The organism is Methanosphaera sp. ISO3-F5 (assembly GCF_034480035.2).
Classification (GTDB): Archaea; Methanobacteriota; Methanobacteria; order Methanobacteriales; family Methanobacteriaceae; genus Methanosphaera.
Genome location: NZ_CP118753.2, coordinates 2141746 through 2158606, shown reverse-complemented (window position 1 = coordinate 2158606; position 16861 = coordinate 2141746). Strand labels below are relative to the sequence as shown.

General features: G+C 29.7%; 15 protein-coding genes. 7 read left to right on the top strand and 8 right to left on the bottom strand.

The annotated features are described in order from the left end of the window. Nucleotides 1-2: 2 nt before the first annotated feature. From PXD04_RS21195 to PXD04_RS21185, 3 genes are all read right to left on the bottom strand, one after another. Entirely contained in the window at nucleotides 3-1016 is a 1014-nt protein-coding gene (locus PXD04_RS21195; RefSeq protein WP_323736795.1) for a glycosyltransferase family 2 protein, read from the bottom strand. Next, nucleotides 1013-1993 (bottom strand): UDP-glucose 4-epimerase GalE, encoded by a 981-nt coding sequence (gene galE, locus PXD04_RS21190; RefSeq protein WP_323736794.1) that lies wholly within the window; start codon nucleotides 1991-1993, stop codon nucleotides 1013-1015. The genes PXD04_RS21195 and galE overlap by 4 nt, the downstream gene beginning before the upstream one ends. Before the next feature lie 62 nt (nucleotides 1994-2055). After that, entirely contained in the window at nucleotides 2056-2526 is a 471-nt protein-coding gene (locus tag PXD04_RS21185; protein WP_323736793.1) for a hypothetical protein, read from the bottom strand. Between the two features lie 226 nt (nucleotides 2527-2752). Here PXD04_RS21185 and PXD04_RS21180 point away from each other — a divergent pair, with 226 nt between their 5' ends. The 4 genes from PXD04_RS21180 to PXD04_RS21165 are packed head-to-tail and all read left to right on the top strand — an operon-like array spanning nucleotide 2753 to nucleotide 9319. Then, nucleotides 2753-3907 carry a DNA double-strand break repair nuclease NurA gene (locus tag PXD04_RS21180; protein ID WP_323736792.1) on the top strand — a complete coding sequence of 385 codons (1155 nt, stop codon included), beginning with the start codon at nucleotides 2753-2755 and terminating at the stop codon, nucleotides 3905-3907. A gap of 12 nt (nucleotides 3908-3919) precedes the next feature. Further along, complete coding sequence (locus tag PXD04_RS21175; RefSeq protein ID WP_323736791.1) at nucleotides 3920-5440, top strand: ATP-binding protein; 1521 nt, start codon at nucleotides 3920-3922, stop codon at nucleotides 5438-5440. After that, on the top strand, nucleotides 5437-6621 hold the full coding sequence (locus tag PXD04_RS21170) for a DNA repair exonuclease (RefSeq protein ID WP_323736790.1): 1185 nt from the start codon (nucleotides 5437-5439) through the stop codon (nucleotides 6619-6621). Before PXD04_RS21175 ends, PXD04_RS21170 begins: the two co-directional genes overlap by 4 nt. Beyond that, nucleotides 6608-9319, top strand: coding sequence for an SMC family ATPase (locus tag PXD04_RS21165; RefSeq protein WP_323736789.1), 2712 nt, complete (start codon nucleotides 6608-6610; stop codon nucleotides 9317-9319). The genes PXD04_RS21170 and PXD04_RS21165 overlap by 14 nt, the downstream gene beginning before the upstream one ends. 166 nt (nucleotides 9320-9485) lie before the next feature. Here the strand turns inward: PXD04_RS21165 and serB are convergent, their stop codons facing one another. From serB to PXD04_RS21140, 5 genes are all read right to left on the bottom strand, one after another. Then, nucleotides 9486-11219, bottom strand: coding sequence for a phosphoserine phosphatase SerB (gene serB / locus PXD04_RS21160; RefSeq protein ID WP_323736788.1), 1734 nt, complete (start codon nucleotides 11217-11219; stop codon nucleotides 9486-9488). A 141-nt stretch (nucleotides 11220-11360) separates the two neighbouring features. Then, on the bottom strand, nucleotides 11361-11924 hold the full coding sequence (locus PXD04_RS21155) for a TATA-box-binding protein (RefSeq protein WP_323736787.1): 564 nt from the start codon (nucleotides 11922-11924) through the stop codon (nucleotides 11361-11363). Between the two features lie 537 nt (nucleotides 11925-12461). Continuing rightward, nucleotides 12462-12989, bottom strand: coding sequence for a hypothetical protein (locus PXD04_RS21150; protein WP_323736786.1), 528 nt, complete (start codon nucleotides 12987-12989; stop codon nucleotides 12462-12464). Nucleotides 12990-13037: 48 nt separating this feature from the next. Beyond that, nucleotides 13038-13289, bottom strand: a complete 252-nt coding sequence (locus PXD04_RS21145; protein WP_323736785.1) for a hypothetical protein — start codon at nucleotides 13287-13289, stop codon at nucleotides 13038-13040. A 12-nt stretch (nucleotides 13290-13301) separates the two neighbouring features. Continuing rightward, nucleotides 13302-13538 carry a hypothetical protein gene (locus PXD04_RS21140; protein WP_323736784.1) on the bottom strand — a complete coding sequence of 79 codons (237 nt, stop codon included), beginning with the start codon at nucleotides 13536-13538 and terminating at the stop codon, nucleotides 13302-13304. Nucleotides 13539-13771: 233 nt separating this feature from the next. On the opposite strand from PXD04_RS21140, the gene cyaB reads away from it, so the two are divergent. From cyaB to hacA, 3 genes are all read left to right on the top strand, one after another. Then, entirely contained in the window at nucleotides 13772-14323 is a 552-nt protein-coding gene (gene cyaB, locus PXD04_RS21135) for a class IV adenylate cyclase (RefSeq protein ID WP_323736783.1), read from the top strand. 85 nt (nucleotides 14324-14408) lie between these two features. Next, the gene (locus tag PXD04_RS21130) at nucleotides 14409-15578 is read left to right on the top strand and encodes a homocitrate synthase family protein (RefSeq protein ID WP_323737495.1); all 1170 of its coding nucleotides are present in this window, start codon (nucleotides 14409-14411) and stop codon (nucleotides 15576-15578) included. A gap of 8 nt (nucleotides 15579-15586) precedes the next feature. Beyond that, nucleotides 15587-16834 (top strand): homoaconitase large subunit, encoded by a 1248-nt coding sequence (hacA, locus tag PXD04_RS21125; RefSeq protein ID WP_323736782.1) that lies wholly within the window; start codon nucleotides 15587-15589, stop codon nucleotides 16832-16834. The last annotated feature ends 27 nt before the right edge of the window (nucleotides 16835-16861 follow it).

Below are 16861 nucleotides of genomic sequence, written 5' to 3'. Positions count from 1 at the left end.
CTTCAGTCCTCCCCATATAATATTTGTTTTGGTTTTTTGTTGTTAAAATTTGATTTTAATCCGTCTGTGTATGCATTTGTGTAAAATTTTATTCTTTTTATTTTATGGTCATCAAATAGAATTATTCCTATTAGTGTCATAAGATAGTTTTTGATGATTGTTGTGTATAATGATAATTTGTTTTGTGAGTATTTTCTTCCAAGCCATATAAGGTTTCTTTGCATATAATAGTTTATCCATAACTTTTTGTATGGTCTTCTATCTACTGTTATTCCTAGAACTGTTTTTTTGAAAGTTCCTTGTACGCTTCCTTCGGCGTGTTTTATTATGCTTTTGTTTATGAGTTTGATTTTTCCCTGACTTCTTAGTCGGATGCAGTATTCTAGATCGTCTGCGTGGATGAAAAATTCTTTTTTGGGATATCCAATGTTTGTTATTGCTTCTTTTTTTATTAGTAGTCCTACGAATGATGCCATGTCTATATCTGTTGTTTCTGTTTGGGTGTCCTCTTGTGTTATGTGTTCTTGTATGGGTAGTCCATGGGTGAAGTTAAAGTATCCTCTATGATGGTATAGTATATTATTTTTTAGGTCTACTTTTAGACTTGCTAGTGCTACTGTGTCTTCTAGGTTATAGTATGGTTTAAGGTTTTCTAGGCATGTTTTTGTTGGAAATGCGTCGTCGTCCATTATCCATATCCAATCATAGTTGTCTTCGTATGCTGTTTTTACTCCTTCATAGAATCCGCCTGCTCCCCCCATATTTTCTGGTAGGCGGATGTATCTTAGTTTTACTTCTTGTATGGTTTTTTCTTGTACTGATTTTTGTTTTGTGTCTGGAAGAGATTTTATATATCCTTCTTGTAGTAGTAACTCTTCTGTTTTGTCTGTTGAATTGTTATCGACTATGATTATTGTTTGTAGTTTTAGTGTTTGGTCTAGTAATGATGATATGCACTTTGTTAATAATTCTTTTCTGTTAAAGGTTACTACTACTGCACATACTGAGTTGTTCATAGGTATTCCTTATTTAATTTTTTATGCCAGTTCCATGCGGAATCTACTATTTTATCTATTTCCACATATTGTGGGTCCCATTTTAATATTTCTTTGGCTTTTTGACTGCTTCCTATGAGTATTGCTGGATCTCCTGGTCTTCTGCTTGTTTCCACTACTTTGAAGTCTCGGCCTGTTACTTTTTTCACTGATTCTATTACTTCTCTTACTGAGAATCCTTTACCATTTCCTAGGTTGAATTCGTTACTATCGTTTCCTTCATCAAGGTATTTTAGTGCTAGTATATGTGCATCTGCTAGGTCTGTTACGTGTATATAGTCTCTTATGCATGTTCCATCTTCTGTTTCATAGTCTGTTCCGAATATTTTTATGTCTTCTCGTTTTCCTATTGCTGCGTCTAGGATTAATGGTATGAGGTGTGATTCTGGGTTATGTGCTTCTCCTATTTCTCCGGATTTGTCTGCTCCGGATGCGTTGAAGTATCTGAGTATTACTGATTTTAGTCCGTATGCTTTATCATAGTCTTTTAGTATTTGTTCTACCATTAGCTTGGTTCTTCCGTATGGGTTTATTGGGTTTTGTGGATGGTCTTCTACTAATGGTATTTTTTGTGGTACTCCGTATGTTGCACATGTTGATGAGAATATGAATTTTTTTACATTGTGTTTTAACATTACTTTTAGGAGATTCATTGTGTTTACTACATTGTTTGTATAATATTTTTCAGGGTTTTCTACTGATTCTCCGACTTCTATGAAGGATGAGAAGTGCATTACTGCTGTTATATCGTATTTCGTGAATACTTTGTCTAATGCATCTATGTCTTTTAGATCGCATTGTTCGAATTTTCCCCATTTTACTGCTTCTTTATGTCCATAACTTAAGTTGTCCAGAACTATTGTTTCATATCCGGATTCTGTTAATGCTTTGTTTGTATGTGAGCCTATGTATCCTGCTCCGCCTACTATTAATATCATGTATTTTTGTTCCCCCAGCATTTTTTTATTATTTTATGATTATGATTTTATCAAAAAATATGTTATATTGTGTAATATTCTCCATCAACTTTTTCTACACGTTTCAGAAGTTGTTTATTTTCTAATGATACTATAATATTATATGTTCTTTTTGGTGTTAACTCTAATTCACCATACATTAATGCACCTTCTAAAATATATCGTGGAGCATAATTATCATATTTACTTATTACATCTGTTATGATGGAATACGCATCCTCTTCTGTCTGGTTTAACATTAATTCTTTTAGTTCTGATTTTGTTTCTACAACTTTTACATCCACGTCTAAATTGGTATATGTAATGTCTTTTGTTGAGGAATCAAATTCAAGAATATTTTTTTCTTGAAGTGATGACAATAAGTCCACCATTTTTGTCTCAGAATAGTCTAACACTTCTCTTACGATGTCATAAGATACTTTTTCCGGATATTTTTCCAGATTATTTTTTATGAACATTATAATTTTGTTTTCATCATTAGTAATTATTTGCAATTATTACACCTTAGTGATTCTTATAATAATATATCATTTTTCTCTTAAAAATAATTTATTAAAATAACCTGTTACAAAAAAGCATTGAAAAAGCTCAGGAGATGTTTAAAGTACTTATGGCGTGTTATATTTATCAACCTTTTTCAAAAAATAAGAATTATATATTATTACTTAAAAACCTATTAATAACTAACTATTTCTAAAAAATAAGAGGTTCAATAAAATCATGTTAGACGCATTATATATGAAAACTATTGAAAAAAAGGATGAAATAAGCAAATTTTTCAATAATATTACCAAGAACATAGATTACGAAAATGTGAAAAACAATTACAATACATGTGATTTTAATAAAAATGAACAAGATAAGAACTTTGCAGCAATAGATGGTAGTTTTAATAAGGTTAAATTCATGGCAGGATATGTTTATGCAATTACTAGCCAGACAATAATATCCAAAAGTAACCAGGATATTATGAAAGAATCACCGGGTGTTGATATAAGTACCATATCAACAATTTATGACAGACAAATTAACAAACTACTCTCATTAAAGATGAGCATATTTGAATTAAAAAGTACTATTGATACACTGAAAAAACATCCTGACATAGATTATATGTTACTGGATGGTACAATAAGTGGAACATTAACAAATTACAGACAACCAGAAATTGACAGTAGACTAACAAAAATATTGGAGTTAATTAGTTTTGAGTATATCAGACCAGATTTTGATGAAGATGAAATCACATTAGACATAATAACAGAAAATAAAAAAGAATTAATTAAAACCATCATCACTAAACAAATATCCGAAAATGGATGGGATATTAAATATAAAGATGTTGAAATGGACATAATATTGTGCCTAATCGGATATGAACAGTTATTCTGTATAAATTATTTGTTAAAAAATTATAAAAAAAAGCTTATCTGTATATCTAAAACCAGTTCAACAAAAAATGTTTTCAAGGAAAACATCCCCGATATTGCAGTTATAGACTATGCATGTGATAAATCAGGTTATTCAAAAATTATCCCATATAACTCCATGAGACCAATCAGATACGTAGAAAATTCAAAAACACAGGTGGACTTCCCTATCCTAAACTTAGAATTAAGTGAAACACCATACAAAGTATTTTTCACAAAATTAAATAATAAATCACAAGCATTAAAAATTGAAATTCCATGGAAAATAGAAGATGAAAAAGAAATAGTGAAAATATTAACTGATTTAGAAAGTGTGAGCATAAACGGATATCCTCATATTCTTAAAAAAGCACATGATGAGGTAAAAATTAGCTCAAAATATATGAAACGTATGACAAAAAGAATCAGTTTAGAAAATAGAGAAAACAGATCCGTATTAAATTAAGAAGGTGATAAAATGACTGACATAATAGGAAGATGTTATGGGGAAACTTCACCAAACTCATTATCATTCATATCCAAGAAAACCCCCACAGTAAACGAATATGTATACATCGAACATGATGGAAGAACAATAATGGGAATTATTGACACACTCCTCAGAGGAAGCTTTACACTTAGTGATGACTTGTTAGATGAAGATTCCATAGGAAGAATAATAGACATTGAAGGACAAAGTGACCAGTACATCCGGGGAGAAATAACAATACTTGGAGATCTGGAAACATTAGAAATACCAAGAACACCAGCACCAATAGGAACACCAGTAAAAAAAGCAACAATAGAACAGCTTGAAAAACTATTCAGTAGCCAACAAGGAATAACAATTGGTGGTGTTCTTTCACAACCGGAAGTTAAGGTTAAATTAGATGTAAATAAGATGGTTTCACGACACCTTGGAATACTGGCAATGACCGGAGCAGGTAAATCAAATGCAACCTCTGTTATAATAGATGAACTATTAGCACTAGGAGGAACTATCCTCGTGCTAGATATGCACTCAGAATACGGAAAAACCACTTTTAAAAATGGTGAAAAGAAAAGTATTCCTGCTAAAATAAATCCAAGAGACCTTAGCATACTAGAATATAAAAGATTATGCAATATTACAGACAGTGCAACCAATCAGGAAAAATATTTAAGAGATGCATATGATATTGCAAAAGAAAAAAGTACCGATGGAACCAAGACCGTGTTTATTGAGGACATGATAAACTTTGCACATGAAAAAGCAAATGAACTTGAAAATGCTGAAAGAAAAAATAACAGTCACATAGATGCTGTGAACCAAGTAGCTTTCAAACTAGAAGATATGATACGAAAATATAGGAGCATACTTGACTCAACAGATGTTTCAGATATTGTGTCAATAATTGAACCGGGTAAAGTAAATATTATCGGATTAAGTTCATTAGATGAAAAAGCATCAGACATACTTGTAAAACACGTGTTAACTGAAATATTAAACAGAAGAAAAAATGCTATGACCACGGGAAAAGGAAAAACATTAGAATACCCAGTGTTCAGCATAATAGAAGAGGCACATATTCTTGCTTCACAAAAAAGGAACACTCAATCCAAAAACATCATAGGCAGAATTGCACGTGAAGGACGTAAATTTGGTGTAGGATTATGTTTAGTAAGTCAAAGCCCAAAATCATTAGACAGTGAAGCACTATCGCAACTTAACAATCTGATCATATTAAGATTAGTAGAACCTAGTGATCAGGCACACGTACAGAAGAGTAGTGAAAGTTTAAGTGAAGAATTACTTAAAAAGTTACCTTCATTAAATGTTGGAGAAGCAATAGTCCTGGGACAAATGACAAGAGTTCCTACCATGGTAAAAATAGATGAATTCCAAGGAAGAAGTGTGGGAAATGACTTGGATATAATAAGTTTATGGCAAAAAGCTAAAAATGAGAAAGAAGCAAAAAAAGAAGAAAGTAAGCAATTTATAGATGAATTAGGTATATGAAAATGACAGTAAAAATAGCACACCTGGCGGATACCCACTTAGGTTACAGACAGTATGGTATACAAGAACGTGAAGATGACTTCTATGATGCATTCAAGAATGTGGTTGATGACATAATAGAAAAAGATGTTGATTATGTTATACACTGTGGTGACTTGTTTGAACAACCTAAACCACCAATTAAAGCATTACTTGTTGCACAGGAATGTTTTAATAAGTTAATGGAAAATAATATTGAAGTATATGTTATTGCTGGAAATCATGACATTTTACAAAGAAGAAAGACTTCATTACCTCAAGAATTATTTGAAAATGATAATTTCCATATTATCAGTACAAAAAATAATCATCATATATTAAAGGAAGACATTTACCTAACAGGTCTTCCTTACCTTCAAAAGGTACATGAAGCACAAGTAAAAGACATGTTGGATGAATTAGTTCTTGAAACAAGAGCGCATAAACATAGTATTTTAATGTTACATGGGGGCGTAAGTAAATTATTTGGATTTGAATGTGAATTTGAGAATGATACTATACCTGAAGGTTTTGATTATTATGCATTAGGACACATACATGAAAGAAAAATGGACAAATTTAAGAATGGATTGTTATGTTACCCTGGATCAACTGAAATAAAAAATAAGGGTGAAATTTCAGAGTATGAAAATAAGGGTAAAGGTTATGTTTTATTATCTGTTGATGATAGTGTTGAAGCAGAGTATGTTAACATAGATTTAGAAAGAAAGTTCATTGTATGTGACATTAAGTATTCAGAACTTGATATTAGATTAGATGAAATAGCCGATAAAATAAATAATGAAATACTGGTAAACACAGATAAAAAGCCTGTTTTAATATTAAATATTAAAGAGGGAGATTTTGAAAGGTCTGAAGTTTCAGGTAAGATATATGATAAATTAGGTGATATCTCTCTTAGTGTTCGTCTAAGCTATGAACCAACAATAATTATTGATGATCATAAAGAAATTAATGATTTATTATCACCTAAAAAGGCTTTAATAAACAGAATCAAAACTGATATAGATGAACAATTCGAATCATTAGGTGTTGATTTGTACAATTCATTAGCTAAAAGGGATCTGGAAGAAGCAAAAGAAATATCAGACACATTCTATGAAAAATTCTATTATAAGGGAGAAGAAAATGATAATAAATAGTTTAACACTAGAAAATTTCAAGTCACATAAAAATACAAAAATTGACTTTAATGAAAATATCTCATTAATACTAGGTAGTAATGGTGCAGGAAAATCCAGTATACTTGAAGCAATAAGTTACTCTCTTTTCAAAGATTTTGATGGTACAATAGATACATTAATAAGAAAACCTGTTGAAGAAAACGATATTATTAAAAAAATGCAGGTTACCATAGAATTTACTCATAACTCCAGGAATTATCTTCTAAAAAGAGGAAAAACGAAAAGTAAAAATATTGCGGAACTTAAAATAAAAGAAAACGACCATTATGTAATGCAATGTAATGGAGATAAAAATGTTACTCTTGAAATTGAAAATCTTCTAGGGCTAGATTCAAAATCATTCCTTAATGCAGTTTATATAAGACAGGGTGACATTACTGATTTAATAGAAAAAAAGGCATCTGAAAAAAAGGAATTAATCTCCAAACTATTAAACATTGAATCTTTCGAAAGAGCATGGGAAGAAATAAAGGAATTAATCCGAGTTTATGAAAATAAACTTAACAGTAACAATGATAATCTTTCTAGAAAGGAAGGTATAGAAGAAGATATTAAATTAATAGAAGAGAGTATAACTCAAAATGATGAAAAATTAGGAACTCTTAAGCCTGAAACTGAAGAGTTAAAGAAAACTGTGCTTGCTTTGGAAAATGAAAAAAATAAGATTGAATTAGATAAAACAAAATTTGAAAACTACATGGAATCATTAAAAATACAGAAGAATCTTTTCAAAGATAGAACATTAGAAAAAGAAAAGAATGAATCTAAATTAAAAGAAATAGAAGAAAATGAAATTAGGATAATTGAAATAGAAAAAGAAGTTAAACCATTAGAACATTTAGAAGAATTAAAAGATACAAAAAATGATTTGGATGTGAATAATGAAAAAATAAGAAATCTAACAAAAGAAATTGATGAGATTGAAAAAAACAAAGTTATAAGAGAAAATAAGAAAGAAGCATATTATACATCAAGCAGTTTAAAAGAAGAAATAGATCAGTTACGAAAAGAACGAAAAGAACTTAATGATAAATATCTTTCAATTAACTCCATTAAAACAGAAATAAAGGAAAAAGAAAATTACCGGGACAATTTAAAAACAGAACTACAGAAAGCATCAGAACAGGCTACTAAAATATTGGGAGAATATTTTAAAGGCCCAGAAGATATTGAAAAGAAAACTATTGATGAAAAAACAAAAACTGAAAAGTTTATTGATGATTTAACCAATAAGATTAATGAAAACAGTAACAAGATTAGTGTTAATAGGAACACGTTAGAAAATACTAGAAAATCATTGAAAGATTTAGAGAATACACAGGATACTTGTCCAATTTGTCAATCTGAGATTAGTCATGAAAAACATGAAGAATTGTCCACAAAATACAAACAGGATATTAATGAGTTGGAATTAGAAATTGAATCTTTAGTTAATTCTAACAAAAATCAAGAACGTATTTTACTTGAAAAACAGAATTATCAGAAGCAAATTAATGATATTAACATTGAATTATTGAAAGAAAAAAATGATAATTTTCTAAGTTTAATTAAAGAAATTAAAGAGTTAAAAACTAAAATTCCTGAAGAATTCGAGGATGATGAATTATTAATTAAAATGGATGAGAATATAGAGGAAAAAGAAAATAAGTTAAATGATCTTAAAGAGGATTCGGATGCATATAAATTTGCTGTTAAAAGATTATCTGAATTAGCTGATCTTGATGAGTTAAAAAAGAATGTTGATAGTTTAAATGAAATTGGTTCAATTTTAAAAGCTAAATGTCATGATATTATTAACAAATATGCTGTGAAGGATAATTTAGAGATTCAGATTAAACGTTTGCGAAAGCAAAATGATTTCTTGAATGAACTTAAAGGTAAAGTAACTAATAAGGAAGACATATCAAATAATATTAAAAATATGACTGATGAAATAACAGGTTATACTGAAAATATTAATAAAATAGAAAGGGATATTGCAGAATTAAATTATGATAGTGAAAACTATGATGAAATAAATAAAGCATATATACTGGACAAAGAAAAATTAGATGAAAACAATAAAAATATAACAGAATTAGAAACAGAAATCAAAAAAGACAAAGAAACAATTACAAACAAAAACAAGGAACTAGAAGAATTAGAAAAAATTGAAGAAGAACAAGAACATTTAAAAGATTATATAAAAATGTTGAACAAACTACGTGACATTTACAGTAAAGATGGAGTACAAAAAGATTTAAGAGAAAATGTAAGACCACTAATTGAAAAAGAAACATCAGACATATTCAATGAATTCGACTTTGACTACACTAGCCTATCCTTAGACAATGATTATAATATAACATTACACAACAAAAATGAAGAACTCAGTAAGGACATGTTTAGTGGTGGAGAAAAAATTGTTATAGCACTAGCATTAAGATTAGGTATCTCAAAGGTTCTATCAGAAAATAAAACGGATCTGCTAATACTGGATGAACCTACAATTCATTTAGACGAAGAAAGACGTTCAAGTTTAATCGATATTATTAGTAAAATTAATTTTGTACCGCAAATGATAGTGGTTACACATGATGATGAAATGGAAGCATTATCAAGTAATATAATTAAAATTCAAAAACATGGTGGAATATCCTCTATTGATAATAGTTAACTATATTCCATTTTTATTAATCTTTTTTTTTGAAAAATAGTTTTATTTAAATTTTTAAAAAATAGTTATTTAGGGTTTAAAAAAATATACGGTATTTTATCAATCATTGATTGATAAACCCTTAATACCATATTTAACTTATACTTAAAGAAGTAAAGAAACAATATTACATTATGTTGTATTTTTGTAATAATAAGAATTCTTCTGTGGTTAATTTTTTACCATCTTTGAATTTTTGGAAGATTTCTTCAGCTAATTCTTTTTCTTTCTTATCATTGTCGTTTTTATCATCAGATTTTCTGGTTCTTGGTTTAGCTTTTGCTTGGTCCATGAATTTGTTTACTTTTCTGATTTCTGAAAGTTTAGCTTTTACTTCTTCGTGTTTTGCTGTTGCTGCATTTCTTGAGTTGATGAAGTCTTGGTGTTTACTATCAGCTTTTTCTCTGATACCATCAATTTGGTTGAAGTATTCGATCATTTCTTCGTGTACTGCTTGTGCTTTGTCAGATAATTCAACTACTTTTTGGTGGTATTTTTCTGATTTTTCTTTTAATGCGTCTGCAGTTTTTTCTTCTTCTTCATCACTTTGGATTTTCTTGAGTTGTTTTGTTAAGTCAGATACTCTTTTTACAAGCTCGTTTTCTTTTCTGATGTCTAATACTTTTGTTTGTATTGTTTTATCGATTTTGTTGATTTCTGCTTGTATGTTTGAGATTTCTTTTTTGCCGGAGTTCCATTCAACTTTTTTAAGTTCTTCGTTGCATTCGTTTCTTAGTTCTTTGTTTTCGTGAACTTGTTTGTTGATTTCGTCTCTTTCGTTTCTTTTTTCTAAAGCTACTTTAAGTGTGTCTTTGAGTTCTTGGTTTAATTCGTCACGTTCTTTACGGTAGACTTTAGTTTCTTCGTTCATTTGATCTCTTACATTTTTGAGTTCTGTGAGTTCTGCTTCTAAAGTTCTTTTTACTTGTAATAATTGTTGGAAGTTTAGTTTTGAGTAGTCGATTGCAGGTTCTTCTTCTGCTTCTTCTGCTTCTTCTTCAGGAGCTTCTTCAGCTTCAGCTGGTTCTTCTTCTGCTTCTGCTTCTTCTTCAGCTTCAGCTGGTTCTTCTTCTGCTTCTTCTTCAGCTGGTTCTTCTTCTGCTTCTTCTGCTTCTTCAGCAACTTCTTCGGTTTCTTCTACAGCTTCTTCAGCAGTTTCTTCAACTACAGTTTCTTCTTCAGTAGTGGTATTTTCTATTGTTTCTTCTTGGGTTTCTTCTACTACTTCTTTAGTGTTTATTTCTTCATCTGCCATGATATCAAGTACCTTCCTTAGGTCTTTTTCATTTATTTCATAATCGGCGTGTTCTTTTAAAATTGGTTTTGCATTATATGCTATTCCTATTTTAGCATTTTTTATCATTTCAAGGTCATTTGCCCCATCACCAATAGCTACACACTCTTCTAGTGTGATTCCGATTTCGTCAACTAGTTGCCTTAGGACATCAACTTTGTCTTGAGTTATTAGTGGTCCAGATACTTCTCCAGTAAGTTTTCCATTTTCTACTTCTAAAACATTACAAAATGCGTAGTCTGCATTTATTTTTTCTTTTATTTTGTAGGTTATAACATCAAAACTTCCTGTGATTATTGCAATTTTATATCCTTGTTTTTTTAATTCTGCTGTTGTTTCTTCAGCTCCCGGGTTTAAGGATATGTTTTGCATTACTTCATCGATTTCGGCCGTTGTGATGCCCTCTAATTTTTTTACTCGTTGTCTTATTGACTCTTCAAAAGGAATTTTTCCTTGCATTGCTTGTAGTGTAATGTCACCAATTTCTTTTTCAATACCTTTTATTTTTGCTATTTCATCTATTGTTTCTGTGTCTATTAAGACATTGTCTAGATCAAATACTACCAATTTAATCAAAAGATCACCGATTATTTTTAATAAATTTTCAAGATTTTTTTCTTGTATTTATTAAAGGATTTGGGTGTTTATGTGGTGGTTATTTGGAGAATAAATAAATTATCTTATTTTAGCATTGAATTGATAAAATATTCAGTCTTCTATCAAGTATAATTCAGTTAAGCGTTCTTTAGTTTTTTGAACACCTAATAATGCTTGATCAGCAGTTTTTGCTCCTGTACATACTACTTTACCAGATCCAAATAAGAGTAATACTACTTTAGGGTCAGATAATCTGTATACTAAACCAGGGAATTGTTCAGGTTCGTATTCAGTGTTTTCTAAATCTAAAGCTACTGCTTCTAAGTTTAATACTTTTCCTAAATTAGCTGATGCTACGATGTTTTGAATTTTAATATCGTATTCTTCAGGAATTTCTGGATCTAATTCTCTGATTCTATCAACAGTCATTTTGATTGCTTTTAAAGAATCTTCAATACATTTTGCTCCAGTACAAACTAACTTACCTGATCCAAAGATTAAAGCAGCAGTTTTAGGTTCTTTAAGTTTAAATACTAAACCTGGAAATTGTTCTAGGTTGTATTCAACATTTTCTAAAGCTGGTGCAACTTTAGGTAATTCTAGTTTTCTTTCTTTTGAATCAAACAATGTTGCTGATGCTACGATGTTTTCAACTTTGATTTCTACATCTGCCATTATTTTTCCTCCATTAATGATAAAAAATTATGCATAAATTAAATATTTGGTTGAGAATTATTGTTAGTTAAAAGTAATAAAAAACTAAAAAATAATTAATTTCTTTGATAAAATCCGTATGGGAGTTTAAGAAATCAGTCAACCGCTATTTACATTATGTTTAATACATTATGTAATTTATTTAAAAAATACTAAATAACATATTATGTATTTATATATGTAACTTTTTACTTTATAAATATACCTATATTTTATAGGTGTTGTCAAGATGTGTGGTGAAATTACCTTTTCCATCATAAAATTGCATTTCGAGAATCCCATCTTTCAAGCTTCAAATTTAGTCTAGATAAAAATCCACGTAATGTTTTAAATTTATTTTTTAAAGATTTCAGTGCAAAATCACCAAAAATACGCTCAATCCAATTACTAGTACGTTCAATAAAACCTTATTCAAGAAACATAGTTAAATAACGAGAATAAGGACGAATCTTTTTATCAACAATCTCATTAATAACATCAGGAAACTCTTCACGCCTACTAAAAAATATTATCCAATATATCTAATACTTCAAATCTATTTTCTACTTCGTAAATTTGATAAACTTCTTCCAAATATTTTTTTATATATTCCTTATGAGTCTCTTTTGCGATATTGTTCTCTTTTACATGATTGTATAAGTATTTATTGATGTTTTGTTTTGCATAGAATTCACAGAATTGGTGTTTGAATCCTAAATCTTGTATTGGTTTTCTATAAGCAATATGTAAGTCAGTTGTAATTGCTTTACGTGGTTGATTAAGTGTAGCATTCCGTAAGAAATTATAAACTTCAGTACTGTTTTCTTCTTTAACTATTTTATAATCCACAAGTGTTTTATGATGTACATCAAATAATACAAAGAAATAAACATAATTATCACTAATTTCATCTATTTTAACCCATAAACTACCAAATACATAATATCCAGAATAATTTTCTGTATTAGACTCATATTTAATACTATAATCAAATATAATGTCCTGTACTTCCTGGTAAGATAAATATACATTATGAATTCTTTTCATGATTTCATGTATTCTACGAACTGGAGTACCACAAATAGCATAGTAATTCTATATTATCTTCATAATACGCCTGAAAACACTGAATTTACTATCAACTACACTACTAATATCTGCAGAAAAACCTTTACCACAATTACGACATTCATAACGTTTAATACGAGCACCAACATTACCAAAAACATTCAAAACAAGCTTTTTAGGATAATAACCATCTTCAACAACATGTTTAGAACCACAATGAGGACAATAACTCCTAAATTGAGTAAAAACAACACCACCTTTAGTTTCAAAAACTTTCAAATCATTAGTAATCTAAGATAGCTTAGATTTCACATAACCATCAACAAAAGTAACTGGAAGATCATCATCAAAATAATCATCCAAATAATCTACAATTAAATCTTTACAATCAAAAGATAATAAATTCACACATCCACCATCAGCATTATCTTTTCTAACAACATCAACCAATGGTTCACTAAAAAAACCGTCAAATTTAAGTTGATGACCAATATAATTCGTAATAAGAGAGTTATTTTCTTGTTTCATAATATAATATCCCTCCTTTTTACTATAAAAACTTTATTATCACTTATTTTTAAAAACACGCCCCAAGAGGCGAATAAAACTAGTAAAAATTAACATTTTAAAAAGAATTAAAAAAAGTATTACTTTTTTGCTAAAAAGTAACTGAAAATTCATCACCACACATTCTGACTACATCATTTTATATGAATATTTTTCCTAATATAATATATTGACAAAAAAATGTGGACAAAATTATGATAGAAGTAGAGATTAAAGCAAAAATTGAAGACAATATTGTAGCATATGAAAGGATTAAAGAAATTGGAGGCATATATTCCCATAGTGAAAAGCAACATGACATTTATTTTAATGGAGAAACGAGAGATTTTAAAAAAAGTGATGAAGCGTTACGTATTCGTGAAATTCCTGATGGAGAAGATGATATAAAAAGGATTCTTACATATAAAGGTCCTAAATTAGATACTGAAACAAAAACCCGTGAGGAGATTGAAGTTACAGTAGACAATACTGAAAATTTAATAGAAATCCTGGTTAATATTGGGTACAGACCTTCTGCCATTGTAAATAAGATGCGACGCATATTTACTTATGAAGATTATACTATTACCGTAGATAAACTAAATGAATTAGGATATTTCATGGAAATAGAATATGTTACAAATGAAGATGATGATATTGATAGAATACAGGATGAAATATTCAGTATTTTCGAGAAGTTAGGTATTACAGATGGTTTTGAAAAAGCATCTTACCTAGAGTTATTAGAAGAAAATAATATTAACTAAAAAAATAAATATAATTTATATTCATATAAGATTGTTTTTACTATTTCTGATTATAGTATGTAACATACATTAGGGGGAAATTAAAATTAATGATAGATTCGTAAGTATATATAACAATGAAGTAGAATACAATCTACCAGAAAAAATTAATATATACGATACAACACTTAGAGACGGAGAACAAACACCAGGAGTTTGTTTTTCATTAGATGAAAAGTTAGAAATAGCTCATAAATTAGATGAATTAGGCATACCACAAATCGAAGCAGGATTTCCTATAGTATCAGAAAATGAAAGAAAATCCGTGAAAACAATAGCAAACGAAGGACTTAATGCAAACATCATTTGTTTAACAAGAACAAAACAGGCAGACATTGATGCTGCATTAGATGCGGATGTAGATGGAATTATCACATTCATGGGATTATCTGATTTGCATTTAAAAGTCAAAATGAACAAACCACGAGAAGAAATTAATGAAATATGTATGAATGCTGTAGATTATGGTAAAGACCATGGATTGTTTGTAGCATTTTCTGCAGAAGATGCTACGAGAACAGAATTACCTAAACTAATAGAAATATACAAGTTAGCACAGGAACATAAAGCAGATAGAATACATATAGCTGACACGACTGGTTCAATAAATCCATATGCAATGCAATACATGGTTAGAAACATTAGAAAAGAATTAGATGTTGAAATAGCATTACATTGCCATAATGACTTCGGATTTGCCGTAAGCAATTCAATAGCCGGATTATTGGAAGGAGCGTCATCAGTATCAACAACTGTTAATGGTATAGGTGAAAGGGCAGGAAATGCATCATTAGAAGAGTTAATAATGTCCCTAAAATTATTATACAACAAAGATTTAGGATTTAACACACAAGTAATATCCGAACTATCAAAAATTGTATCAAAATATAGTAAAATACCAGTACCCGACAGCAAAGCTATTGTAGGAAACAATGTATTCAGACATGAATCAGGAATACATGTAGATGCAATAGTAAAAGACCCATTTACATACGAACCATTCTTACCAGAAATGATAGGAACAAAAAGACAAATAGTGCTGGGAAAACATTCAGGAAAAGCTGCAATAGAAGAAAAGTTAGATTCATTAAACATTAAAGTAGATGAACAGAAATTACTAGAAATTGTTAAACTAGTTAAAGAAGAACGTGAAAAAGGTTTTGAAATAACCAATGATAAATTTGATGAAATATTAGTCAAAGCAAACATAAACTGAGGGTTTAAATGAATATTACTGAAAAAATCTTAGCAAAAGCTTCAAACAAAGAGGAAGTAAGTCCTGGAGATACAGTAAATGCGAAAATAGATGTTGCAATGAGCCATGATGGAACAAGTCCCCCTACAATCAAAGTATTTGAGAAAATAGCAGATAAAGTGTGGGATCCGGATAAAATTGTTCTAGTATTTGACCATAATGTACCTGCCAATACTATGGGTTCAGCAGAATTTCAGCAAGTAGTACGAGATTTTGCAAAAAAACAGGGAATCAAAAATATATACAAACAAGGGGAAGGTATATGTCACCAGGTTCTACCAGAGGAAGGACATGTTAAACCATCAACAGTAATTGTTGGAGCAGATTCACATACATGCACTTATGGAGCTTTTGGAGCATTTTCGACAGGACTTGGAGCCACTGATTTAGCAATGGTATATGCAACAGGAGAAACATGGTTTAATGTACCTGAAACACTTAAAATTAATGTGAACGGTTCATTACAAGAAAATGTTTACTCAAAGGATTTAATACTAAATATTATTAAAACATTAGGTTCTTATGGTGGAACATATAAAAGCTTAGAATTTCATGGAGAAACAATAAATAACTTATCAGTAGATGCTCGTATGACAATGACAAATATGGTTATTGAATGTGGAGCAAAGAATGGAATAATGGTACCAAATAAAAGTACTGAAGAATATCTTGCAAGAAGGGGCATTACTAATTATAATATTACTACACCTGATAAAAATGCAGAATACGAGAAAGTGTATGATTTTGATGTTGATGATTTAAGACCACAAGTAGCTTGTCCTCATAATGTTGATAACGTAGAGGATATAGATAAAGTTGAAGGAACAACAATCAACCAGGCAGTTCTGGGTTCATGTACTAATGGTCGATATGAAGACTTAGTGCAGGCTGCAGAAGTGCTTGAGAATCATAAGGTTCATGAAGATGTTCAATTATTAGTGTTCCCAGCTTCACGTAAAATTTATCAAAAAGCTATTGATGAGGGTATTATACAAATATTCCTTGAATCAAATGCAATTATCTGTAATCCTGGATGTGGACCATGTCTTGGTGCACATATGGGTGTGATGACAGATGATATGACTTGTATATCTACTACTAACAGGAATTTCCTTGGTAGAATGGGTAGTGCAAAGTCTTATGTATACTTATCTAATCCTGCAGTAGTTGCAGCTTCAGCAATTACTGGAGAAATAACTGATCCCCAAAATATTTAATTCATTTTTAAATTAATTTTTTTAATA

What these genes read in the sequence shown, in the direction of transcription:
- PXD04_RS21150 (WP_323736786.1), bottom strand. Translation starts at nt 12,989, where the DNA reads ATGAAAAGAATTCATAATGTATATTTATCTTACCAGGAAGTACAGGAC.
- PXD04_RS21165 (WP_323736789.1), top strand. Translation starts at nt 6,608, where the DNA reads ATGATAATAAATAGTTTAACACTAGAAAATTTCAAGTCACATAAAAAT.
- PXD04_RS21155 (WP_323736787.1), bottom strand. Translation starts at nt 11,924, where the DNA reads ATGGCAGATGTAGAAATCAAAGTTGAAAACATCGTAGCATCAGCAACA.
- PXD04_RS21180 (WP_323736792.1), top strand. Translation starts at nt 2,753, where the DNA reads ATGTTAGACGCATTATATATGAAAACTATTGAAAAAAAGGATGAAATA.
- PXD04_RS21140 (WP_323736784.1), bottom strand. Translation starts at nt 13,538, where the DNA reads ATGAAACAAGAAAATAACTCTCTTATTACGAATTATATTGGTCATCAA.
- galE (WP_323736794.1), bottom strand. Translation starts at nt 1,993, where the DNA reads ATGATATTAATAGTAGGCGGAGCAGGATACATAGGCTCACATACAAAC.
- cyaB (WP_323736783.1), top strand. Translation starts at nt 13,772, where the DNA reads ATGATAGAAGTAGAGATTAAAGCAAAAATTGAAGACAATATTGTAGCA.
- PXD04_RS21195 (WP_323736795.1), bottom strand. Translation starts at nt 1,016, where the DNA reads ATGAACAACTCAGTATGTGCAGTAGTAGTAACCTTTAACAGAAAAGAA.
- hacA (WP_323736782.1), top strand. Translation starts at nt 15,587, where the DNA reads ATGAATATTACTGAAAAAATCTTAGCAAAAGCTTCAAACAAAGAGGAA.
- PXD04_RS21175 (WP_323736791.1), top strand. Translation starts at nt 3,920, where the DNA reads ATGACTGACATAATAGGAAGATGTTATGGGGAAACTTCACCAAACTCA.
- PXD04_RS21170 (WP_323736790.1), top strand. Translation starts at nt 5,437, where the DNA reads ATGAAAATGACAGTAAAAATAGCACACCTGGCGGATACCCACTTAGGT.